Annotated in this window: 20 protein-coding genes, 1 riboswitch and 1 other annotated feature; of the genes, 12 read left to right on the top strand and 8 right to left on the bottom strand. The window is 47.9% G+C overall.

Annotated elements, in window-relative coordinates; translation table 11 throughout:
- Positions 1-79 precede the first annotated feature (79 nt).
- Complete coding sequence (locus tag KNP04_RS11960) at positions 80-880, bottom strand: hypothetical protein (protein WP_214876363.1); 801 nt, start codon at positions 878-880, stop codon at positions 80-82.
- 130 nt (positions 881-1,010) lie between these two features.
- Between KNP04_RS11960 and KNP04_RS11955 the strand changes: the two genes are divergently transcribed.
- Entirely contained in the window at positions 1,011-1,175 is a 165-nt protein-coding gene (locus KNP04_RS11955) for a YycC family protein (protein ID WP_074034904.1), read from the top strand.
- Between the two features lie 15 nt (positions 1,176-1,190).
- Here KNP04_RS11955 and pulA read toward each other — a convergent pair whose 3' ends face one another.
- Complete coding sequence (pulA, locus tag KNP04_RS11950) at positions 1,191-3,188, bottom strand: type I pullulanase (protein WP_214876361.1); 1,998 nt, start codon at positions 3,186-3,188, stop codon at positions 1,191-1,193.
- A gap of 68 nt (positions 3,189-3,256) precedes the next feature.
- Between pulA and KNP04_RS11945 the strand changes: the two genes are divergently transcribed.
- A complete protein-coding gene (locus KNP04_RS11945; RefSeq protein WP_015880519.1) occupies positions 3,257-3,748 on the top strand; it encodes a YajQ family cyclic di-GMP-binding protein in 492 nt (163 codons plus the stop codon).
- Positions 3,745-4,323: a metallophosphoesterase family protein gene (locus KNP04_RS11940; RefSeq protein ID WP_214876359.1), complete on the top strand. Its 579-nt coding sequence runs from the start codon at positions 3,745-3,747 to the stop codon at positions 4,321-4,323. Before KNP04_RS11945 ends, KNP04_RS11940 begins: the two co-directional genes overlap by 4 nt.
- Positions 4,324-4,367: 44 nt before the next feature.
- Here KNP04_RS11940 and argS read toward each other — a convergent pair whose 3' ends face one another.
- Positions 4,368-6,050, bottom strand: coding sequence for an arginine--tRNA ligase (argS, locus tag KNP04_RS11935; protein WP_214876357.1), 1,683 nt, complete (start codon positions 6,048-6,050; stop codon positions 4,368-4,370).
- A 58-nt stretch (positions 6,051-6,108) separates the two neighbouring features.
- Positions 6,109-6,320 (bottom strand) — a binding site (T-box leader).
- 154 nt (positions 6,321-6,474) lie between these two features.
- Here argS and KNP04_RS11930 point away from each other — a divergent pair.
- Both KNP04_RS11930 and KNP04_RS11925 read left to right on the top strand, forming a co-directional pair.
- On the top strand, positions 6,475-8,154 hold the full coding sequence (locus KNP04_RS11930) for a GGDEF domain-containing protein (protein ID WP_214876355.1): 1,680 nt from the start codon (positions 6,475-6,477) through the stop codon (positions 8,152-8,154).
- Positions 8,155-8,252: 98 nt separating this feature from the next.
- Positions 8,253-8,347, top strand: a riboswitch (SAM riboswitch).
- Entirely contained in the window at positions 8,341-9,699 is a 1,359-nt protein-coding gene (locus KNP04_RS11925) for a Na+/H+ antiporter NhaC family protein (RefSeq protein WP_353047927.1), read from the top strand. Its footprint overlaps the riboswitch before it by 7 nt.
- 18 nt (positions 9,700-9,717) lie before the next feature.
- On the opposite strand, the gene KNP04_RS11920 is transcribed toward KNP04_RS11925, so the two are convergent.
- Positions 9,718-10,362 (bottom strand): TVP38/TMEM64 family protein, encoded by a 645-nt coding sequence (locus KNP04_RS11920; protein ID WP_214785617.1) that lies wholly within the window; start codon positions 10,360-10,362, stop codon positions 9,718-9,720.
- A gap of 228 nt (positions 10,363-10,590) precedes the next feature.
- Between KNP04_RS11920 and trhO the strand changes: the two genes are divergently transcribed.
- From trhO to ald, 4 genes are all read left to right on the top strand, one after another.
- Complete coding sequence (trhO, locus tag KNP04_RS11915; protein ID WP_214695947.1) at positions 10,591-11,532, top strand: oxygen-dependent tRNA uridine(34) hydroxylase TrhO; 942 nt, start codon at positions 10,591-10,593, stop codon at positions 11,530-11,532.
- 126 nt (positions 11,533-11,658) lie between these two features.
- Entirely contained in the window at positions 11,659-12,072 is a 414-nt protein-coding gene (locus tag KNP04_RS11910) for a divergent PAP2 family protein (RefSeq protein WP_074034273.1), read from the top strand.
- Between the two features lie 91 nt (positions 12,073-12,163).
- On the top strand, positions 12,164-13,387 hold the full coding sequence (locus tag KNP04_RS11905; RefSeq protein WP_214876352.1) for a PucR family transcriptional regulator: 1,224 nt from the start codon (positions 12,164-12,166) through the stop codon (positions 13,385-13,387).
- A gap of 132 nt (positions 13,388-13,519) precedes the next feature.
- On the top strand, positions 13,520-14,650 hold the full coding sequence (ald, locus tag KNP04_RS11900; protein ID WP_214695941.1) for an alanine dehydrogenase: 1,131 nt from the start codon (positions 13,520-13,522) through the stop codon (positions 14,648-14,650).
- A gap of 86 nt (positions 14,651-14,736) precedes the next feature.
- Here the strand turns inward: ald and murB are convergent, their stop codons facing one another.
- Positions 14,737-15,657, bottom strand: coding sequence for a UDP-N-acetylmuramate dehydrogenase (gene murB, locus KNP04_RS11895; protein ID WP_214695939.1), 921 nt, complete (start codon positions 15,655-15,657; stop codon positions 14,737-14,739).
- A 152-nt stretch (positions 15,658-15,809) separates the two neighbouring features.
- Entirely contained in the window at positions 15,810-16,460 is a 651-nt protein-coding gene (locus tag KNP04_RS11890; protein ID WP_214876350.1) for a diacylglycerol/polyprenol kinase family protein, read from the bottom strand.
- A 151-nt stretch (positions 16,461-16,611) separates the two neighbouring features.
- Here KNP04_RS11890 and KNP04_RS11885 point away from each other — a divergent pair, with 151 nt between their 5' ends.
- Positions 16,612-17,235: a DUF1836 domain-containing protein gene (locus KNP04_RS11885; protein ID WP_214747004.1), complete on the top strand. Its 624-nt coding sequence runs from the start codon at positions 16,612-16,614 to the stop codon at positions 17,233-17,235.
- Between the two features lie 57 nt (positions 17,236-17,292).
- On the opposite strand, the gene KNP04_RS11880 is transcribed toward KNP04_RS11885, so the two are convergent.
- Positions 17,293-17,775 carry an LURP-one-related family protein gene (locus tag KNP04_RS11880; RefSeq protein ID WP_015880506.1) on the bottom strand — a complete coding sequence of 161 codons (483 nt, stop codon included), beginning with the start codon at positions 17,773-17,775 and terminating at the stop codon, positions 17,293-17,295.
- Positions 17,776-17,994: 219 nt separating this feature from the next.
- Positions 17,995-18,489, bottom strand: coding sequence for a restriction endonuclease (locus KNP04_RS11875; protein ID WP_214876348.1), 495 nt, complete (start codon positions 18,487-18,489; stop codon positions 17,995-17,997).
- A 126-nt stretch (positions 18,490-18,615) separates the two neighbouring features.
- Here KNP04_RS11875 and KNP04_RS11870 point away from each other — a divergent pair, with 126 nt between their 5' ends.
- Positions 18,616-20,790 (top strand): PAS domain-containing sensor histidine kinase, encoded by a 2,175-nt coding sequence (locus tag KNP04_RS11870; RefSeq protein WP_214876346.1) that lies wholly within the window; start codon positions 18,616-18,618, stop codon positions 20,788-20,790.
- A complete protein-coding gene (locus KNP04_RS11865) occupies positions 20,787-21,857 on the top strand; it encodes an SDR family oxidoreductase (RefSeq protein WP_214876344.1) in 1,071 nt (356 codons plus the stop codon). Before KNP04_RS11870 ends, KNP04_RS11865 begins: the two co-directional genes overlap by 4 nt.
- The last annotated feature ends 40 nt before the right edge of the window (positions 21,858-21,897 follow it).

Raw genomic sequence — 21,897 nt, 5'->3', positions numbered from 1 at the left:
CTCCCTGTCTAACCATCTACTTCCCGTTTCTCTCTTCATTCATCATCACTTCACAAAAAATTCCTGAACCTGTTTCGGTTCAGGATTCTTGTCGTTCAAAGACTTGAAGCCAACTATGGCAAAATCGTGGTGGTGCGGATAAGACGACGAGTCGGTCTCCTCGGTCATCTAACAGCATGACCTTCAGCAATTGATTGTCCGCACACACAGTCGAACAAAACAGTTCTTCCTCTCGATGAAACAGTTGGAACGCTTCGGTCGAAGTGATTGCCGTCGTTTCGCCGACTTGATCGAGAATGACCGTATCACGGTCCCCTTCATACGGAATACGCCAGTTCTCATTCGTTTTCACATTCTCCACTAAAAAGTGATGCGTGTTTTCATCAAATAAGGTCACACATGTTTCAGGTGTGAATCGTTCAAAATCATACGTCCCTTGATACGCCAACTCGATGATGTTCCCAAAGAGCGGAACTTCTTCGTAGCGACTATATCGAAACGTATGATCGTGGAGGTTCAAAGCCACGACATCCGATTCGGCTGAATATAAGAAGATGTCATCGCCTTGCCAATAGTGCAAATTGCTAAACCAGTCACCGTTAAAACGTTGTGGAATCGCATGCGTCTCCATCTGTCCTTTTTGTAAATCAATGACTCCGTAAAGTCCTTTTTCTCGGAACCATGCCACGGCACGCGTCGCATTCGGCTCCACATATAGGGCGCACGGTGTCCAAGCCCAGTCAATCTCCCAGCGAATTTGGGACGACTCGTCAAAGAACAAAAATCCGGTTTGCGCCAAGTACAACATCCAACCTTCACCGACACGTTCTAACCATTCAATCGTTTGATGAAATTGAAAGTCTGCTGTTTGTTTGTACATTTGATCACTTCCTAATTTCAGCTTAGCAACGACCGAAGCGAAATTCGATTTTGAATGTGTTCGTTCAACACATTTTCGATTTTCCTGTATACTGTCGGTATAGATGAATGGTTCAGAAAGGAGTATACCGATGCGCCCATTACAATTATCACCAGAGACCGCGGTTGAGCTTGCGAAAAAGTTGAACGTCCCGCTCGAAGAATTGATGCATATGCCAAAGCATATTCTCGTTCAAAAAATGATGCAACTCGAGGCATCTCAAACAGAGGAAGACACACCAAAGGAGACGGATTAACGTCTCCTTTTTTGGTTACTGTTCTTTACGTTTTCGTTTTTTCGATACATACCAGAGACCACCGAGCACGGCGAGTGCGGCACCTCCAGCAACAGCGTATTTGCTGTAGTCCGGACGACGCTCCGTCACCACGAGTGTCGATAGTGGCGCGACTGTCATATGACGGTCCTCGATTTGACGCGGAGCCGTCAGATTGACGGTATGGTCTTCCACGTTCACTTCAAACTTACCGGACGGAAGTTTGATCTCGACCGCTTCCTCTAGCGCGTTATGATACACGACGTGTCGTTCTACATAGCCTTCGACGTGGCGGCTCAACTCGAATGCGATCACGCCTTCTTCTTCATCGAAGAAGCGTAAGTGTTTTCGAATCTGTTCCGTGTTCTCGAGTCGGAAGAGCGGATACTGTTTCCGCAGGCGCAAGAGACCTTTCACATATTCCACACTCGGTGCTTCTTGTTCTGCACGTGTCCAGTCGACACGGTTGACGACCTCGCCTGAGTTAAAGCTATTCTCGTCCCCATCTTTTGTGCGGAAGAACTCTTGCCCACTGTGGAGGAACGGAATCCCTTGTCCGAGAAGCACGATTGATGTCGCCAAACGATGGCGGCGACGGCGTGTCGTCTCATCATCTTCTGGATTTGTCACGGACAACTTGTCCCAAAGCGTCAAGTTATCGTGACATTCGACATAGTTGACGACCTGGTTCGGTTCATCGGCAAAACTTTGGCTCGTAATCCCGCCAGCGATTCCCCGTTTCACGTCAGCTGTCATGTCTGTGTTGCCGCTCACCCAGCCTGGTAAGTCCTCGATGAACACGTCTCCACGGACACCATCTCGAATCCCATCATTAAATTGCGCGATTCGTGGCATCTTATGCGCATTGTGTTGATTCGCTTTTTTACGGACCGGGAGTGGTGTGTCTAAATCCCAACCTTCTCCGATGACAAGGATGGATGGGTCGACGCGGTCAAGCGCCTTCCGAATTTGATTCATCGTCTTCACATCATGTAATCCCATCAAGTCGAAACGGAATCCGTCGATCATGAATTCCTTCGCCCAATATGTGACACATTCGACCATGAGCTTACGCATCATCGCACGCTCAGATGCCGTATCATTCCCACATGCTGAACCGTCTGCGAGTGTTCCGTCCTCATTTAGTCGATAATAATAATCCGGGACGAATTGACCGAGCGGTGTCGTCAACACATCGTACGTATGGTTGAAAACGACGTCCATGATGACACGGATGCCTCGATCGTGGAGGGCTTGAATCATCGCTTTCAGTTCAATAATTCGTGTCGCCGGATCATCTGCTGACGAGGCGTATGATCCTTCGACCGCAAAGTAATGCACCGGGTCATATCCCCAGTTATAGTTATCTTCGCTCTCGCGTGATTCGTTCACCGACCCATAGTCAAAGAATGGCATCAATTGAAGATGTGTGATACCGAGCGATGTGATGTAGTCAAGGCCGGTCGGGTATCCGCTCGTTGTCGTCGTCCCCGTCTCGGTCATCCCCAAGAACTTCCCACGATGTGTGGCTCCGCTCTCCGGATGACTCGTCAAATCACGTACGTGCGCTTCGTAAATGACCGCTTCTTGTGAAGAATTGAATAGCGGACGTTCTTTAATCCAATGGTCCGGGTTCAAGGATGCCGGGTCAAGCAGACATCCACGCTTCCCATTCACTCCGACGACTTTTGCATAAGGATCGAGTGATTCCACTTTCTTCCCATCAATCATTGCTTCAAATACATAAAATTGACCTTCGAACAAGGCACGGTCGAGTTCAATGACCCATGTCCCTTTTTCAGCCGGTTCGAGCTCGAGTCGATCAAACTTGCGGGCACGGGCTGTGCGATATAACTTGACCGACATCTGTTCCGCTACCGGAGACCAGACACGTAGTCGAATCTGTTCCCCTTTAAACGTCACCCCAAGGTCTTTCCCGTGATAGGCAACGTGATCTAAGTCTGCATGTGTATGTTGATCCATTGTACGTTCCATCTCTTCACTCCTTCACTGCTTCAAATCTGCTATCATTATAACAAAACCACACAAAGGATGGATGAAACATGGCAAAAGACAATTCTTTCGATATCGTGTCAGAAATGAATCTTGAAGAAGTGAAGAACGCGATTCAAATCGCGGAGAAGGAAATTTTGAACCGTTACGACTTTAAAGGCTCAAAGAGTGAAATGTCGCTCGACAATGGCGACCTCGTCCTCATCTCGGATGACGACTACAAACTCGAGCAATTAAAGGACGTCTTAATCACGAAGTTGATCAAGCGCGGCGTCCCGACAAAAAACCTCGACTATCAAAAAGTAGAGAACGCACTCGGCGGCACGGTTCGTCAACGTGTGAAATTGAAGAGCGGCATCGACAAAGATGACGCGAAAAAAATCAACAACGCCATCAAGGAATCAAAACTTAAAGTCAAATCGCAAATTCAAGACGATCAAATCCGAGTGACGGGGAAATCACGTGACGATCTTCAAGCCGTCATGCAGCTCGTTCGTGAGCTCGAGTTGTCCGTCGACGCCCAATTCACGAACTTCCGATGAAACTCGCGATCATCAGTGACCCACACGGTTCGTTTGATGATTTGAAGGCGGTTCTCGATGATGTCCGGCGGGAAACCGAGCATATTCTCTGTCTCGGCGACCTATATGAATGCCATATCGGGAAAAAACGACGTCACGAGCGCTTTCATCATGTGGAAGACGTCGTGACATATGACCCGAACTATGAAGCGCTACTGACGTTCCCGAGTCTACGCGGTAATCAGGAGGAGCGAATCGACGAGGTGCTCGTCATCGACCATCCCGTGAAAACACGAATTTCCTTATTGCCGGAACAGACGACTCTTGGCGAAGCACGCTTTTTACATGGGCATCAAGTCAAGTGGAACGAAGACTGGGAACCGATTGTCGAGAAAGGGAAATATCCGCTCGTCTTCATCGGACATAGTCACATCCCCGGGATTTATCGGAAAGGGAGATCTTTGCCGTGGGAAATCGGGACCCCATTCCATTTGAAGAAAAAGCGATATGTCATCAATGTCGGTGCCGTCATCTTCGACCGGGAATGGTGTCTCTATGACACGGAAGCCCGAACGGTGACGCGGATGAAGGTGTGAGCATAGGAAAAGGACCTCATTTTTTTGAGGTCCTTTCGTCTGTCTTACATTTCTTCCGGAGCTTCGACACCGAGTAAACGGAGTCCTTCCGTCAATACGAGTGTCACTGCCTTCACGAGTGCGAGACGCGATTGTTTGCCTGCATCTTCTTCTAAGACACGGACATGACCGTAATACTTGTTGAACGCTTGCGCGAGGTCAAGTACATAACGGCTGATGATAGATGGTTCGCGACGTTCATGTGCACGCGTGATGACGTGTGGGAACGCGTTGAGCATCGTGACGACACCCCATGAGTAGTCATCGTCTGCACCAGTGAACGGTGAACCATCGTAGTTCCCTTTCCGGAGGAGTGAGTTCGCACGAGCGTTCGTGTATTGGACGTAAGGTCCTGTCTCTCCTTCAAACTTGAGCATGCTGTCGAGATCGAATTCGATGTTGTTGATGCGTTCGTTCTTCAAGTCGTGGAAGACGACCGCTCCGACACCGACCATGCGTGCGACGTCTTCTGCGTTCGCAAGGTCTGGGTTCTTCTGCGCGATGTTCGCTTGTGCTTTTTCGATCGCTTCTTTCAACACTTCCTCAAGAAGAACGATGCGCCCTTTACGTGTCGACATCTTCTTCCCTTCTTGCAAGATCAAACCGAACGGTACGTGGTGCATGCCATCGACGAAGTCGTAGCCGAGCTTACGAAGAACCGAGAAGAGTTGTTTGAAGTGAAGCGCCTGTTCGCCACCGACGACATAGTTCGCTTGCACGAAGTTGTACGTTTCGTAGCGATAGATTGCTGCTGCCAAGTCGCGTGTCGCGTACAATGTCGCGCCATCTTTCTTCTTGATTAAGCATGGTGGCAAGTTCTCTTCTTCGAGCGAGACGACCATGGCGCCCTCACTTTCGACTAAGAGATTTTTTTCTTCGAGCATCTCGACGACGCGTCCCATTTTGTCATTGTAGAACGCCTCACCATTGAAGCTCTCGAATTTCACACCGAGGAGGTCGTATACTTTTTGGAACTCCTTGAGTGACTCGTCACGGAACCATTGCCAAAGCTCTGTCGCTTCCGCATCGCCGTCTTCAAGCTTCTTGAACCACGCGCGACCTTCGTCTTCGAGTTCTGGTTGTGTCTTCGCTTCTTCATGGAAATGAACATATAATTTCAAGAGTTCTGCGATCGGATTGGCGCGTACCGCTTCCTCATCGCCCCACTTTTTGTATGCGACCATCAATTTCCCGAACTGTGTGCCCCAGTCACCGAGGTGGTTGACGCCGACAACGTCATATCCGTTTTTACGTGCGATTTGGTTGATTGCATTCCCGATCACCGTCGAACGTAAATGACCCATCGAGAATGGCTTCGCAATGTTTGGTGACGAGAAGTCCGTCACAATCGTTTCATTGCGTGTTGCATGTGTCGCGTACTCTGACTTCTCCTCGAGCACCGTGTTGATGATTTCTTTTGACACGACGTCACGGCTCAAGAAGACGTTGACGTAAGGTCCCGCTGCCTCGACTTTTGTGAACAATTCATCATTCAAGTCATTCGCGATATCTGTCGCAATCATGACAGGTGCTTTACGGTAAGCTTTCGCCAATTGAAAACACGGGAACGCGAGGTCACCGTGCGCCTCGTGTTTTGGCTTCTCAATCAATGCTTCAATCTGGTCAATCGTGAGCTCGTCTCCGATGACACGTGATAACGCTTCTGCGTACTTGCGTTCATAACTCATTTGTATGTCCTCCTTCTTCGTATCACAACTCATAAAAAAAACGCCCTTTGCATAGATGCAAAGAGACGGGAATTCCCGCGGTACCACTCTTCTTGCCTGCATGACGCAGACCGCTTTATGGTGATAACGGTTCCCTCCGGCTATGCCTACTCTCGTTTCGGATAGCATCTCAAAAGTGCGTTTCGCGACGTTTGTCAGCCTAGGCTCTCACCAATCCCCAGGTCGCTTTGTTGACTAAACCATCGTTACTCTCTTTTTCATCGACATTCGTCTATGCGGTTGAAAAGCAATTTCATTATAGAGGATATTCCGTGTATACTCAATGCTAGAATTCAAGCATCATGGAACAGAAGCAGGACTCACACGAAATCGTGACGAATCTTTACTATTAGATCTTGAAATGTCCCATGCTAGGAGGGAACGCATGAACCACTTTCGTAAGATGTCCGTGCTCGGTTGGAGTATATGGAGTGCCTTATTCATCTTCACCATCGCATTATTCGCATTGGATATCCTACACGCCCCAACAATCGATCCGCTGTCGTTTATTTTAATTTCATTGCTTGTCATCATTTTTCAACTCGACTCGATCGAAGTCAAAGGTGTGTACTTCACATTTTCTGAAAGTATCGTCTTAATTTTATTTTTATTCTTTGGATTTGAAACAGCACTCATCGTCAACCAAATCGGGTTGTTCATCTTTCAATTCGCCAACTTGAAACCGAAAGTCGCTATCCGTCGCTTCCGCTTCACGTATCCTTGGAATGCCATTACGGCGTACTTAGAAATCGTCATTCCGGCTGCTGTCTATCTCGCACTAGGTGGGGAGACCGGTCTCGACTTTTATTCGCAAGATTCGCTCGTGCCGCTTGCTGGATTGTTCCTTGCCATCTTCTTAAACACTGTATTTCAAAAATATCAGGTGAAATGGTGGTTCCGCGTCGACATCGCATTGAGCGATTTTATGAAAATCGCCTTCTACACGTACGTCGTCAGTTTGATTTTCATATTAGCGGCAGCGTTTTTCCGAGAGACCAACTTACTCGTCGTCAGTAGCATCGCCGCTGCGTTAACATTCTTCATTAAACGTCTCCTCATTCAAAAAGAGCGACAAGATGCATTTAAATCCTTGATTGAGCAATACGATGAAGCGAAAGAGGCCGTTTCCTTATCACAGAGCGAGGCGCAAGCCATCGAAGTGTTTTTAAGTCAATGCGAACAGCTGAATCATTATGATGAGGGGTATGTCGAGTTTAAATTGTTTGAACGCACCCTCTACTTTGACTTGAAGACGCGACAGCCCATCGATCGACCCATCGTCTTTACTTTGCTTGACATGAGTCAGCCAATCGAGCAAGTCCTCGACTATGAAATGCGCTTTGAATGGGATACTTCCCTTTCTGACGCTTTCCATGACGATTACCACAGCTTCGTTTCTGTTCGTTCGGAGGAAATCGAAGAGATTCGTACATGGATTGTCATGATGGGAGAACCTGTATACGGTTATCCAAAAATTATTCAGCATGAGATCATCAAATTGTTAAAATCGTTCAACCGGACCATTAGCCGTTGTCACGAACGGGACCGCCTCTATACCGAGAGTCGGACGGACAGTTTAACGCTTCTCGCCAATGCGCGTGCGTTTTATGAATATGGCATTCAACAAATATCCGATATGTCGGTATATCCGATATCGGTCGCCATGCTCGATATTGATTTTTTCAAAAAAATCAACGATACGTACGGTCATCAGGTCGGGGACCATGTGTTACAAGAGTTTGGACGACGAATCCGTCAGGTGCTTCGTCCCGATGACTTTGCTGCACGTTATGGCGGCGAAGAATTTATTTTATTGCTCAATCATTGTGACATGAACCAAGCAATCGAAATCACGGAGCGAATTCGCAATCAAATCGAAGCGAAACCGTTTCTTGTCGACCACCATGAGATTTCTGTCACCGCGTCCATCGGGGTCGACACAATCGAAGCGTTCGGGAACAAGCGTCTCGATGATACGATTCGAAACGCGGACCGTGCCCTGTATGTTGGTGGAAAATATGCAGGACGTAACCGCGTGGCGCACTTCAACAATTTAACGACGTAAACTCCCCTTTCTCACATCGAATTGGGGAGTTTTTAGGTTGACAACTAGATTTGAAACAGGTACGTTAGGGAACGTGTTTGATAATAGGATAACTTAACTTTTTATCGAGAGAGACGGAGGGACTGGCCCTATGAAGTCTCGGCAGCGGGGAACCTGTGCCAAATCCAGCGGACATACGTCCGAAAGATGAAAAGGTATTTCACACGAAGGACCTTTTTCTCAAGAAAAAGGTCCTTTTTATTTTTTAGTGAGGTGATTATTTTGGAACAACCAACAGCAAACAAGTGGGCACTTCTGCCGTTACTCGTCTTCTTGCTCTTTTTCATCGGGGCGGGTGTCTACTATGGAGACTTTTATAAGTTTCCGGTCCTCGTCGCAGCCATCATCGCCTTGATGGTTGCAGCATTCATGACAAAAGGAAGCGCCACACAAACCGTGGAACGCATCGCACAAGGTGCCGGAAATCCGGGAATCATCATTATGATTTTTATTTTCTTACTGGCCGGTGCCTTTTCAACTGTAGCTGAATCCATCGGGGCAATCGATGCGACGGTTAACGCCGCGTTGACGCTCTTACCGCCATCTCTCTTATTGAGTGGGCTATTCGTCATTGCCGCTTTTATTTCGATGGCAATGGGCACGTCAACTGGTACGATTGCGGCACTTGCACCAATCGCTCTTGGTATTCATGAAGAGAGTGGTGTAAACGTCGCGATCGCTGCCGCGGCAGTTGTCGGCGGAGCCATGTTCGGAGATAATCTCTCATTCATCTCGGACACGACCATCGCTGCCGTAAGGACACAACGGACGAACATGCGTGATAAGTTCCGGACGAACTTCTGGATCGTGTTACCAGCTGCCATCATCACGACGATTTTACTCGCGGTCTTGTCAAACGGTGAATCGACGGTCGATGTCGCCGCATTCGAATGGTACAAACTCATTCCGTATCTCGCGGTCATCGGACTGGCGTTAACGGGACTGAACGTCATTCTCGTCTTGTTAGGCGGGATCACGCTAACCGGAATCATCGGTCTTCTCGACGGAAGCTTATCCGTCACAGCATTTGTGACCGCTATCGCCGATGGCATGGTCGGTATGGCCGAAATCTCGTTCTTGACGTTACTCATGGGCGGCCTCGTCGGTCTTATTTCGCACAACGGTGGACTCACGTATTTGCGTGATGCATTGACATCACGGATTCAAAAACGTGCTGGTGCCGAGTGGAGTATCGCTGGTCTCGTCAGTGCGACGAACGTGGCGACGGCGAACAATACGATTTCCATTCTCGTAGCCGGACCACTTGCCGCGAATATTGCCGACGAATATGACATCGAACGGAAGAAATCAGCTAGTGTGCTCGATATCTTCTCATGTGGTGTACAAGGGATTCTCCCATACGGAGCGCAACTTCTTATCGCCGCAGAGTTGACGAAGACCGCTTCGCCGGACCTCGTCCCGTTCATGCTTTATCCGTTCCTCCTCTTTATCTGCGGAGGAATTGCCATCGCATTCAATTTCCCGCGTTTTAAAAAGCAGTCTTAAGCGAAAACACCCCTTTATTCAAAGGGGTGTTTGTCGTTTGGTCACCATTTCTTGTTTCAATTGCTCGTTGCGTTTCTTGAAAGCACGTCGTTTGAGCACTTCTTCTAGTCCTCGACTGATGGCCCACAACGCGACCAAAAGCAGACCGAGCATCGATAAACGAAACGGGCTTTGGATAAATTCTTCCCATTGATCCCCGATGACCGAGAAAATGACGACGACGAGTAGTTTCCCGAATCCCGCCGCCAAAATGAACGTACGGAGCGGCATCTGAATGAGCGCCAGCAAATAGGTGATCAAACTGACTGGGATGAACGGGAGTGAATACAAGAACCCGAGTGAGATCGGACTCATATGGTTGATTCGTTCTAACCAATAGACCGCCGCTTTATGTTTCTCGAGCCAGCGCGTCATCGGTTTACGAAACACATATCGGACCGCTGCGAAGACGACAATCGTTCCGAGTAAGTTCCCGATCCACGATAAAAGGACCCCTAACAAAAAACCATATGTTGCCGCATTCGCTGAAATGATTAAAACGAGTGGCAAAAACGGAAAGATCGCTTCTAAAAACGGAGCGCCGAGTCCGGCCCAAGGACCGCCAGGCAAACTTTGAAGCCATTCGATTAATTGGATGATGTACTGTTGGAGAGAAGTGAGCATAGTCGTTCCACCTTCAACTTTCGTTACTACTACTCTAATACCCGAATTCGATTTGCAAGACGCATCTCCCTGCATTCGTCAAAAAAAATTAAAAACCATTTGCGAAAATTCGTCGTGATATTTATCATATAATAATGGACTTGTGGTTGCAGGCAAGTCTATTCGTCGAACGACACAACCCAACGTTCGTTTTCCTGCAAAAAACTGAACACAGGGGAGCAACACAACATGGAAACAAAACCAATGCGGGTCTTGCTGTACTATAAGTACGTCAACATCGAAGACCCAGAAACACTCACGCAAGAACATTTGAAGTATTGTAAAGACCTCGGCATCAAAGGACGCATCTTGATTTCCTCCGAAGGAATCAACGGGACGTGCTCTGGTACTTGGGAACAAACTGAGCAATACATGAACGACTTGAAAGCAAACCCACTCTTCAGCGATATCGAGTTCAAAATCGATGAAGTCGAAGAGCATGCGTTCAAGAAAATTTTTGTCCGTCACAAGAAAGAGCTCGTGACGTGGCGCTTTGATGGTGAGTTTGATGTACCGAAACAACACGGTGCATACCTCGAACCAGCAGAATGGAAAGAGATGATGAATCGTGATGATGTCGTCATCCTCGACGTTCGTAACAACTACGAGTACGAACTTGGTCACTTTAAAAACGCGATCAAAATCGATGTAGAGGCTTCACGTTACATGCCAGAATGGCTCGAAGAGAACAAGGACCTCTACGAAGGGAAAACACTTCTCACTTACTGTACTGGTGGCGTCCGTTGCGAGAAATTTACAGCATATATGCGTGACCAAGGTCACGACAACATCTTCCACTTAAAAGGTGGCGTCGCAATGTATGGAAAAGACGAAGCGACGAAAGGTGAAAACTGGGATGGTGAGCTTTACGTCTTTGATGAGCGCATCAACGTTCCTGTTAACTCTGTGAACCCGACTGTTGTTTCACACTGCATGCACTGTGGAACCGAGACGGTTCGTTACGTTAATTGTGCAAACCCGGAGTGTAATGTACAGCATTTCTGTTGTGAAGAGTGTGAACCGAAACAAATGCGTTCATGCTCGAAAGAGTGTCAAGAACACCCACGCAACCGTTATATCATCGACAACATTGCAGAGAAACTTCAGGAAACTGAAGGAGTAGTCGGGTAACAAAAATCGACCAAAAGGTGTCATGGACAAGCCGTCCGTGACACCTTTTTTTGACGAAATCTTAACGTCTAGTCTGTCCCGCTTTCGGGTATAGTGAAGTTACTATGTCAGACAGGAAGTGAATGCATGTTTAACGAACCTTTACTCGCTGCGATTCTTGCTTGGTTTATCGCCCAAGCGGCCAAACTCGTTACCGAACTTATTAAAACAAGGGATTTTGAAATTGAAATCATGTTCGCTTCAGGCGGCATGCCAAGCTCACACTCGTCCACGGTCGTCGCGCTCGCAACGGCAATCGGACGGATGGAAGGGATCGACTCGAGTATGTTTGCCCTCGCTGTAGTCTTCGCCACCATCGTCATGTACGATGCGACCGGCGTCCGGCAAGCGGTCGGCTTTCAAGCTCGACTGCTGAATGATTATTTCAAAGGAATTAAACACGAGACCCCACTTTTAAATGAACTCGTCGGGCACACGCCGTTCCAAGTCATCGTCGGGGCGCTTCTCGGTCTCGTCGTCGGATTGTTTTTCCCGATGTAATCCACTAAAGGTATGTCATTTCTCACACTCTCGATTCTTTTTGTGAAGTTTCACAAAGAAGAAGTTATACTCAGAGAGAGGAGGAATCGACATGCCTTTTTTGCAGAAATCTTATGAGTCTCTCGATACACTCGCCGAAGCAATCGGTCAAGCGATCCGAGCACCCATCACGATTGAAAATCGCCACCACCAGTTGCTGGCGTATAGCACCCACCCCGATTCGACCGACCCGGCCAGGATTGCCACGATCATCGGTCGTCGTGTTCCAGAGGCCGTTATTGAAGATTTATGGGAAAGTGGGATTTTACGAGAAGTCATCGACCAAGATGAGCCTGTCGTCATTCCGGCACGGCTCGCTGTCGGGCTCGGCGAACGTGCGGCCATCGTGATCAAGCAACATGACGAAGTACTCGGTTATATTTGGAGCTTGGCTCGAACGAATCCGTTTACCACTCAAGAATTAGCCATCTTGCAAGAAGGAGCGACCATTGCCAAGAAGTTGCTCATGACAATCGCGATGCACGAACGACGCATTAGCGCAGAGCTCGAGCGTTTCTTGTTAGATGTCCTCGCTTCCCCGACGCTTTCCGATGCCAATCGCGAACGATTGAACGAACTCGCGCCAATTGCGGTCGCCAGTCGATTGACGATTATTGAATGCGCTCAACCGATCACCCCGCAACTCGCTGAGCGTCTGCATTATGTGCTCGCGACCCAAGAGGCAATCGAAGTCGTCTTGCATGCCATCGATGGACAGCAGTTACTCGTCTGGCATTATATGAAATCCGAACTTTCCGATGAAGAAGTGGAATTGCTCGCTTGGGCGGAACGATTCGAACAGTTGCTTCAAGACAAGTTCACTGAATCTGAGCCGCGACTAGGAATCAGTCGACGCTTTTTCGAGAGTGACATGCTGTACGCCGCAGCGGAAGAGGCACGTCGTGTCACAACACTTCGTCGTAAGTTCCCTCTTGAGCTCGCGACTTCTCGCGCCTTCGAACAGATCGGGATTTATCAACTCGTCCCGGAACTAGCACGTCGCATTGGACTTCGACTGGAAACCCATCCGACCGTCGAGCGGTTGCAACAATATGACTCGTCCCATCAGACCGAACTCGTGAAGACGCTCGAATGGTATTTTTATTTCGATGGGAACGTAAAGCGGGTCGCCGCCCACCTTCATATCCATCCGAATACCGTCTTGTATCGGATTCGACGCATCGAAGAGTTGACGAATATCACGCAAGTTTCCTTACCCGAACGGTCCATGATTTATTTGGCGATTAAAGCCGGCCAATATCGATTAGAAGACTAGACGTTCGCTTTGTGTTTTTTCACAAAGTGAGCGTCTTCGTTTTTAGAATCCATGATAAAGACAGCGTTTTCGAATGGGTCTATACTAGGGGTGTGAACAATTTGTGTCAACGGAATGAAAGGGGAATGTTCCATGAAAATCGGGGTATTAAAAGAGATTAAAAACAATGAAAATCGGGTGGCTTTGACACCGATGGGTGCATTTATGTTAACGGAACTTGGTCATGACGTCTTCGTCGAAACAAATGCCGGTCTCGGCAGTGGTTTCACAAATATGGAATATATCGATGCCGGTGCAACAATCGTCGAAACGGCGAAAGAAGTATGGGAAGGCGTCGAACTTGCGCTCAAAGTGAAAGAGCCGCAGCCGTCTGAATATCAATACTTCCGTCCTGATCTGACGCTCTTCACGTATTTGCACTTAGCGGCAGAACCAGAATTAACGAAAGCACTCGTCGAATCAGGCATCACTGCTATCGCGTATGAGACGGTCGAAGTCGATCGGACGTTACCGCTTCTCACACCGATGAGTGAAGTCGCAGGTCGTATGGCCGCTCAAATCGGGGCACAAATTCTCGAAAAACCGCACGGTGGAAAAGGAATCCTCATGTCAGGTCTTCCGGGCGTACCTCGTGCGAACGTCACGGTCATCGGTGGTGGCGTCGTCGGAACGAATGCAGCGCGTATCGCCATCGGTCTCGGGGCGAGCGTTACTTTGATGGATATCAGCCCAGCTCGTCTTCGTCAAATCGACGACTTGTTTGGAAACACAATCAACACATTAATCTCGAACAAATACAATATCGCCAAACAAGTAGCTGAGAGTGATCTCGTCATCGGTGCTGTTTTGATTCCTGGAGCAAAAGCACCGAAACTTGTCACAGAAGAAATGGTACAACGCATGTCCCCAGGATCGGTGATTGTTGACGTTGCCATTGACCAAGGTGGAATTTGTGAAACGATTGATCATATCACAACGCATGATGCGCCAACGTATGAACGTTACGGTGTGCAACATTACGCCGTCGCCAACATGCCAGGTGCCGTGCCACGCACATCGACAATGGGGCTTACGAACGCAACGATGCCATATATTATCGAATGTGCACAAAAAGGTGTGCTCCCGGCACTCCTCGGAAACGATGCCCTTCTTAAAGGCTTAAACGTTATCAACGGTACGGTCACATACGAAGCGGTCGCTCGTGATTTAGAGTATCCGTTCGTCCCTGCCTATGAGGCAGTCGCAAAACAAACACAAGCGTAATCAAAAGACGACGAGATGCCCGTTCTCGTCGTCTTTTTCGTAAAAAAAGAAGGGACTGAACATAATCGCCCAGTTCCTTCTTCTCATTATGCGTTTTCGACAGCGATATCTTCCCCGATGATTTTCACTTCCGGTTCCAATTCCACTTCGAACTTCTCTTTAACGGTCGCTTGCACGTGACGGATTAGCGAAATGTATTCTGTCGCTGTCGCCTCCGCGATGTTGACGATGAATCCGGCGTGCTTGAGCGATACTTCCGCCCCTCCGATTCGTTTGCCCTGAAGACCAGAGTCTTGAATCAACTTGCCGGCAAAGTAGCCTGGCGGACGTTTGAAGACACTTCCGCACGAAGGATATTCGAGCGGTTGCTTCGACTCACGTTTATACGTCAAATCGTCCATGACTTCTTTGATCAATTCGTAGTTTTTCGGTTCGAGCTCGAACGTTGCTTCTAACACGATGAACCCTTCTTTTGATACACGGCTCGTACGATAGTCGAGTTCTAATTCGTCTTTTGACAAATGAAGCACTTGTCCGTCCGACGTCAATACTGTCGCAGACGTGATGACGTCTTTCGTTTCTCCACCATATGCACCCGCGTTCATATAGACGGCGCCACCGACCGTTCCAGGGATACCACAGGCGAACTCAAGACCGGATAAACCTTCCGCAAGCGCTTGACGTGAGACATCGATAATCGCTGCCCCAGCCTGTGCCACGATTTGGTTCCCTTCGCGACGAATCGTATTTAGTTCATTCAAGTTTAAAACGACTCCGCGAATTCCCCCGTCGCGGACAATCAAGTTTGAACCGAACCCGAGAATCATGAACGGCATTGCTTCCTGATGGGCTAGTTCTAAGACGGCTTGGACTTCTTCGTACGTGTGTGGGGCTACGAAGTAATCTGCTTTCCCGCCTAGTTTTGTATACGTGTGTGCCGACAGCGGCTCGTCTTGGAGGACGCGCTCAGCCGGAATAATACTCTGGAGTTGCTGTAAAAAGCTCATGCGTTCACTCAATCCTTTACGTTCTATTTAAGTATCTCGATCACATCTTCTTCGTACCGAGCACGTCACTGAATGGTTTCAGTACGAAACACAGTATACAAATGATTGTCGGACGTGACAAGCAACGTTTTTCTTACAATGTCATGATTAGTTTATAACAATAGCGATGTCGCTACAGCCACTACAATTGGAATTGTAAAGTTATCCCAATCTCGGTATGAAATCGCTTCGGTTAGCGTGGCGATGATGGAAATGATAAATCCATATGTTACCACTTGCCACATGACGACATCATTCCACAAAAACAATAAAAATAAGACCGCATACGAGCTTAAGAACATGGCGACGCTCCCTTGGAAGGAACGCTTTTGACCGTACAAATCATAGATGACCGTACCGTATTTCCGTCCAATCAATGCAGCCATCCCATCCCCCCAGGCGAGGACGAGTGATCCCGCTAAAAATGCAATCGGTTCCGACTCAAAGAAGAAGTACAAAATGATAAGTAAGGCGATTGGATAATAGACCGTTCCGAAAGACTTCCGTTCCGTCTGATGTACCGGTGAGGGACTTTTATATAACAAGACCGCGTTCGCAAACGTGAAGAAGATGAGCGGGACTGCCGCGACGTACCAGGAATCCATTAACCAGACCGCTAGTAACGACCAATGTCCGACTGCGATATGTACACTTTTTCGAATCGTTTCGTCTGTCCACCCAAGACGCTTCCCGACCTGTTCGAGACCGACGAGAAATACAAGGACAACCACGATGGAAAGAATCGAACTAATCCATTCATTCATTGCTTGACCACCTCTATGTATAGGATGTGTATAATACCGTCATTATACCTTAATCAGTGCCCAACCTAGCTTACTTTTCAAACATTTGGTAGAATGAGGTCAAATGACTGTATAGCCAACGTACGATGTTGGTGATAGAAAGGGTGGCCGTATGCGCGACGCAACTTCAATTCAAACTTTGGCAGATTGCCTTCACTTCATGCAGGTCGGAGAAATCGAGCGAGCCATCGCCCTCTTCCCTGAAGACGTGCGTGAACATTTTCCAAAAGAGCTTCGAAAAATCCACTTGTTTCATATTGAAAAGAACGGTCTGTCGATTAATCAAATCGTCGCCCTTGCGAACGCATTGACCGGAGAACATCTCTCGGCGACGACAATTCAAAATTGGACGAAGCGTGAAGTCCGTAAAATCATCGGAGTCCCACGAATCGGTAAAAAGTATTCCTTGCATCAAGCAGCCATCATCTACCTCCTTGATGACTTGAAACACCTTTTCTCACTTGAAGAGACAAGTTCCTTATTGGCACTTATCTTCAACAACCCTGACCGGGACGAAGACGACTTCATCACTCCGATTGACTTTTATCGACTATACGCAGAGTATGCGAAGTCGACGAGCCCAATCGACCTGCTTGATACACGGGCCAAACGTTCTCTCGAAAAAACGAAGTACACACATCCGAATATCATTCATGTCTTAAAACTCTGTTTGTACGCACACCGTGTGACGACACTCGAGCTCGAGGCCAAACACTATTTGAACCGTTTCATTTGATGGAACGGTTTTTTATTTCATCAAAAAACACCGGTCTAAGACCGGTGCTCGTCATCGTTATGAGACAGATGCTGCGAGCGGCATCCGCGATTTAACCGTTAACGTTTTTAAGACAGAAAGGAGTTCGAACATCGATAGCTGATCTGCTTCTTTCGTTAAGCAGAACGTGTCGTCCTCTTGTTTCCGTAGCTCCGCGACAAGTTTACCCGCTTTGTCACGGACGCTGAACTTATGACGTTCCACATCGTATTGAATCGTGAAGAGTCCGCGTTCATAGACGTTGTACTCACACTTTTTCCCGAATAACGAGAACTTGTCTTTCAATTGACCAATCGCCTGTCCATCATGGTTCATCACGACCCATTTTTGGCAATTCGGGATATACTTCCCGTGAGCGATCTGTCGTCCAGACAAATTGTGCACTTGGACACTGCCTTCCGCGTCGCGGTGAACAGATCCGATCGCATCATTTGTCTCATCATAAATGGTCGCCTCGCCTTGCGTAAAGACGCAACCTTTTACATAAATTAATTTGCGCACCGCTTTTTCCTCCTAGCACGTTCCAACCGTGATTGTTTGTATGTGTACGGTCGGGCATTTCTTGAAACCCCAATCGTTTCTCTGTGTAGTTTTTTATCTCGTTTCAACTACTACATATTTCATATGACGAAGATGATTATTGCATCGATTAAAGAAAAAGACAAGCCCTTTTTTTCGACATCATTTTGGATTCTGTCGAACTTGTGAACATGCCTATTCTTATCGCTTATATCCCGCTTCTTTTAAGAGTTCTTCAAGCTCCATTCTTGCAATCAGACGAACTTGATTTGGTGCTGCCAATTCATACGCACTGTCCGTGAACGTCGAGTTCGTCACGACCCATCCTTCATGTGCCTGATAGTACGGAACGGCAGCCGCGATTTGTTGAACCGCTTCAAGACCGACTACCTTTTCATAGCGTTTCGCTTGTACCGCAATCGACCATCCATCGGGGGTCTCGAGTAACAAGTCTGCCCCGAAGTCACGCGATGCCGGTGTCACGGTGACCGTGTATCCGAGCGCCGTAAACACATCCTCTAAGAATAGTTCGAATTCTCGGCCATCCATTCGGTCAATCCGGTCGATGGTCGACAGCCGAGCTCTCCAGATGAACCACACGATTCCGAACACGAGTAGTAAGATACTGCTCCAAAGCGGTGCTCCGACCCACCATAGACTAACGGCACCGACCATACTTAGAAGTAATCCAATCATCCCCATCTTTCCTTTCCACGTCCTCTCTCCCACTTTACCGTTTTGAGGGCAGGAAATGAAAGGGGGATCTGTCGAATGTTATAGAAGATATGCTCGTCTGACACCACGAAGGAGGGATGATCGTTCATGGAGAATCGCACCAATCTCCAAAGTGAGTTATTACATGCATTACCTTACGGGGTTGCTTTAATAGAAAAAGATGGAACAATCGTTCAGGCAAACCGACCATTTCTAGAAAAGTTCCCAGAGAATCTACAGACTCGTACGAACCTCTTTCATATGGTCAACCAGTCTCCGATGACAATGGAATTATCTCGCCGAATGGAACAAGGACTTCCATGGATGTATGAGCTGCCGACGATGCGCGTGCATGCCATCCCTTGGGAAAAACACTACATTCTTTCCATCGAACCACTCCCTCATGATACGCGCGTGACAATTCAACACAATGCGTTTGAAGCGATGATGCACACTGAGCTCGACATGGCGATGATTATGACCGATGCGAATATGTTGATCACTCGATTTAACCAGGGAGCTACGGAACTGTTCGGCTACGCCCCTCATGAAGTGTTATATGAAATGACCCCGTTCGCTTTGTTCGAGTCAAGAGAGCTGAGCGAAAAGCGTTCTGCCTATCAAGATGAAACGGAACGGTTGCTTTCGTTCGAACAAATGTTACGCCTCGCACTCGACAAAGGAGACCGTGAGTGGAAGTTTCAATGTAAAGACCGGACACATTTTATCGGAAAACTCTTTATGCATCCCGTCTATGAACAAGAGCAACTCATCGGATTCTTTTTCTTCGTATTTGACGTGAGTCCTGAGATTGAACTAAAACGAGAACTTCGTTATAAGGAACAACGCTATCGCATGTTTGCCGAATCTGTCATCGAGGCGGTCCTATTCCACGAAGACGGGATGATTCTTGACGCGAACAAAGCAGCGGAATCCATCTTCAAAATCCCAGCTGAACAAATGGTCGGTCGGCAAACGGTTGAATTTATTGCCGAAGGATATCGGGCAGATGTGTTACGACGGATTCGCAATCATATCCAAACGCCATATGAAGTGATTGGACGACGAGCGGACGGCACGTTTCTAGAGATGGAGGTTTACCCGAAAGAAGTGACGTATCTTGGCCAAACGTTACGAGTCGCCGTCATGCGTGACATTAGCGACCGAAAAAAAATAGAACGCATGCTCGAACGAGAGAAAAATGCGATTGCCCGCCAACGGGACATCATTCAATCGATTTTACAAGCGTCAAACGAAGCATTCGTCTTGACCGAGTCGAACGGGAGTGTCTTGTTCATGAACGTCCATGCGCGACGCCTCATGGACTTACCTGGGATCGCCCCGAATAAAATACAAGAGCGTATCCCCCTCCTCTCCACGTTCCGTCCTCGCGACCGAAGCGAGATGTTGCGCAAGATGGATCAACTGTTAGACGGAACGGCTCGGGAAGTGTCCATGCGTTTCTCCATCCCTCAACCGAACGATCGGGATGAGGAATATTACGAGATGTATGGCACGACAATGGATACGAAACGACAAATCGGAATGGATAGCGGTTTCTTATTCGTATTCCGTAACCGGACGGAAGAAGAGCGGATGGACCAGATTAAAAATGAGCTAGTGAGTACGGTCTCGCATGAACTGCGGACACCACTTTCTTCATTATCTGGTTACATCGAGTTGATGCTCGCTCGCGATTTGACGCCTGATAAGCGAGAACGGTTCTTAAAGACGATGTCACGGGAAGCGTCGCGGTTAACGGCGTTACTCAATGACTTCTTAGACATTCAACGTATGGAAGGTGGACATCAAGAATACAAGCAAGATCATTTCTCGTTGAATGAACTCGTCTTAGAGGTGGTTGAACGCTTCCGTGAAACAAATGACCATGCCATTCATTTCGATAACGCTGATGAAGACCTACGCTTGATTGCTGACCGGGACCGTATTGAACAAGTACTCGTCAACTTGATTTCCAATGCGATCAAGTACTCTCCAAACGAACAAGAAATCGAAGTACGGGTCCGGCACAACCACAATCAGGCCCACGTCTCTATTCGTGACTTCGGAATCGGTATTCCTGAACACGCCTTCGAGAAACTTTTTACAAAGTTTTATCGCGTCGATAACTCCGATACGCGTAAAATTGGCGGGACCGGTCTTGGCTTATCCATCTGTAAAGAAATCATCGAATCACACGGCGGCAGTATCGAAGTGGAATCGACTGTCGGAAAAGGATCGACGTTTACATTCACATTAGACTTAGCGGAGGAACTGTCATGAACGATTATGCCTTTACCGGATTTCCTGGATTTTTAGCTGGAAAGTTAATCGAACATCTCGCGTCGTTGCCTCATCAAATCGGAACAATCTATGCACTTCATCTTCCGAACCAACAGCGGGAAGCGGAAGAACTACGGGATACGTTGCTGTCTACGACATCCCTTGAGCCTCGTCAGCTCATCTTAGTGGAGGCGGACATCACGTTACCGGAAGTGATTCTCGACCCGATTATGCGCTCTGTCATCGAGCGCGACGTGCATTACGTCTTTCATCTGGCTGCCGCTTACGATTTGAGCATTCCGTATGACCTCGGGTATCGAATCAACATCCTCGGTACAAAACATGTGACGGCATTCGCCAAACGTTCGAAACAGCTAAAACGGTACGTTTACTTCAGTACGGCCTACATTGCCGGTCGTAGGCAAGGGACCGTCTATGAGAACGAACTCTGGCATCGGGCTCGATTTAAAAATCATTATGAAGCAACCAAATATGAAGCAGAAGCGCTCGTCTCCCGCGAGATGGGCACAATGCCAATCACCATTATTCGTCCTGGTATTGTGATTGGGCATAGTCAAACAGGTGAAACGAAGAAGTTTGACGGTGTCTATTTTGTGTTGAAATTGATGGCGCAACTTCAACAGATGCGACCGCTCCCTTATATCGGGCGCGCGAACGTCGAAGTGAATCTAGTTCCTTATGATTACGTCGTGGAAGCGACCGCCTTCTTAGCACACTCGCCAGTCGGGTCGAAGCGAACCTTTCATTTGACGGACCCTTTCCCGCACGGTGCGCGTGAAGTGTATCGGATGCTACATGAAACGATGTTTCAACGTCCACCTCGCGGCACGGTCCCTCATGCTGTTGCAGATGTCGCATTCACGACTTGGAAAAACGCCGCACAACTCGATGTTCCGCACGAACTGCTAGACTATTTCAAACATCCTGTCCATTTCGATACGACGCAAACGATTCGAGCACTCGATGGAACTGGGATTGTCTGTCCGGATCTTCAAGATTATCTACCGGAGATCGTTCGTTATTTCATGACACACAAAAAGCCCTGAATGCGTTCAGGGCTTCAACTATAATGAACTGAATGATTGG

It is taken from the genome of Exiguobacterium sp. CH10, from assembly GCF_018617635.1.
Classification (GTDB): Bacteria; Bacillota; Bacilli; order Exiguobacteriales; family Exiguobacteriaceae; genus Exiguobacterium; species Exiguobacterium aestuarii_A.
This window is presented reverse-complemented; position numbering and strand designations above follow the sequence as displayed.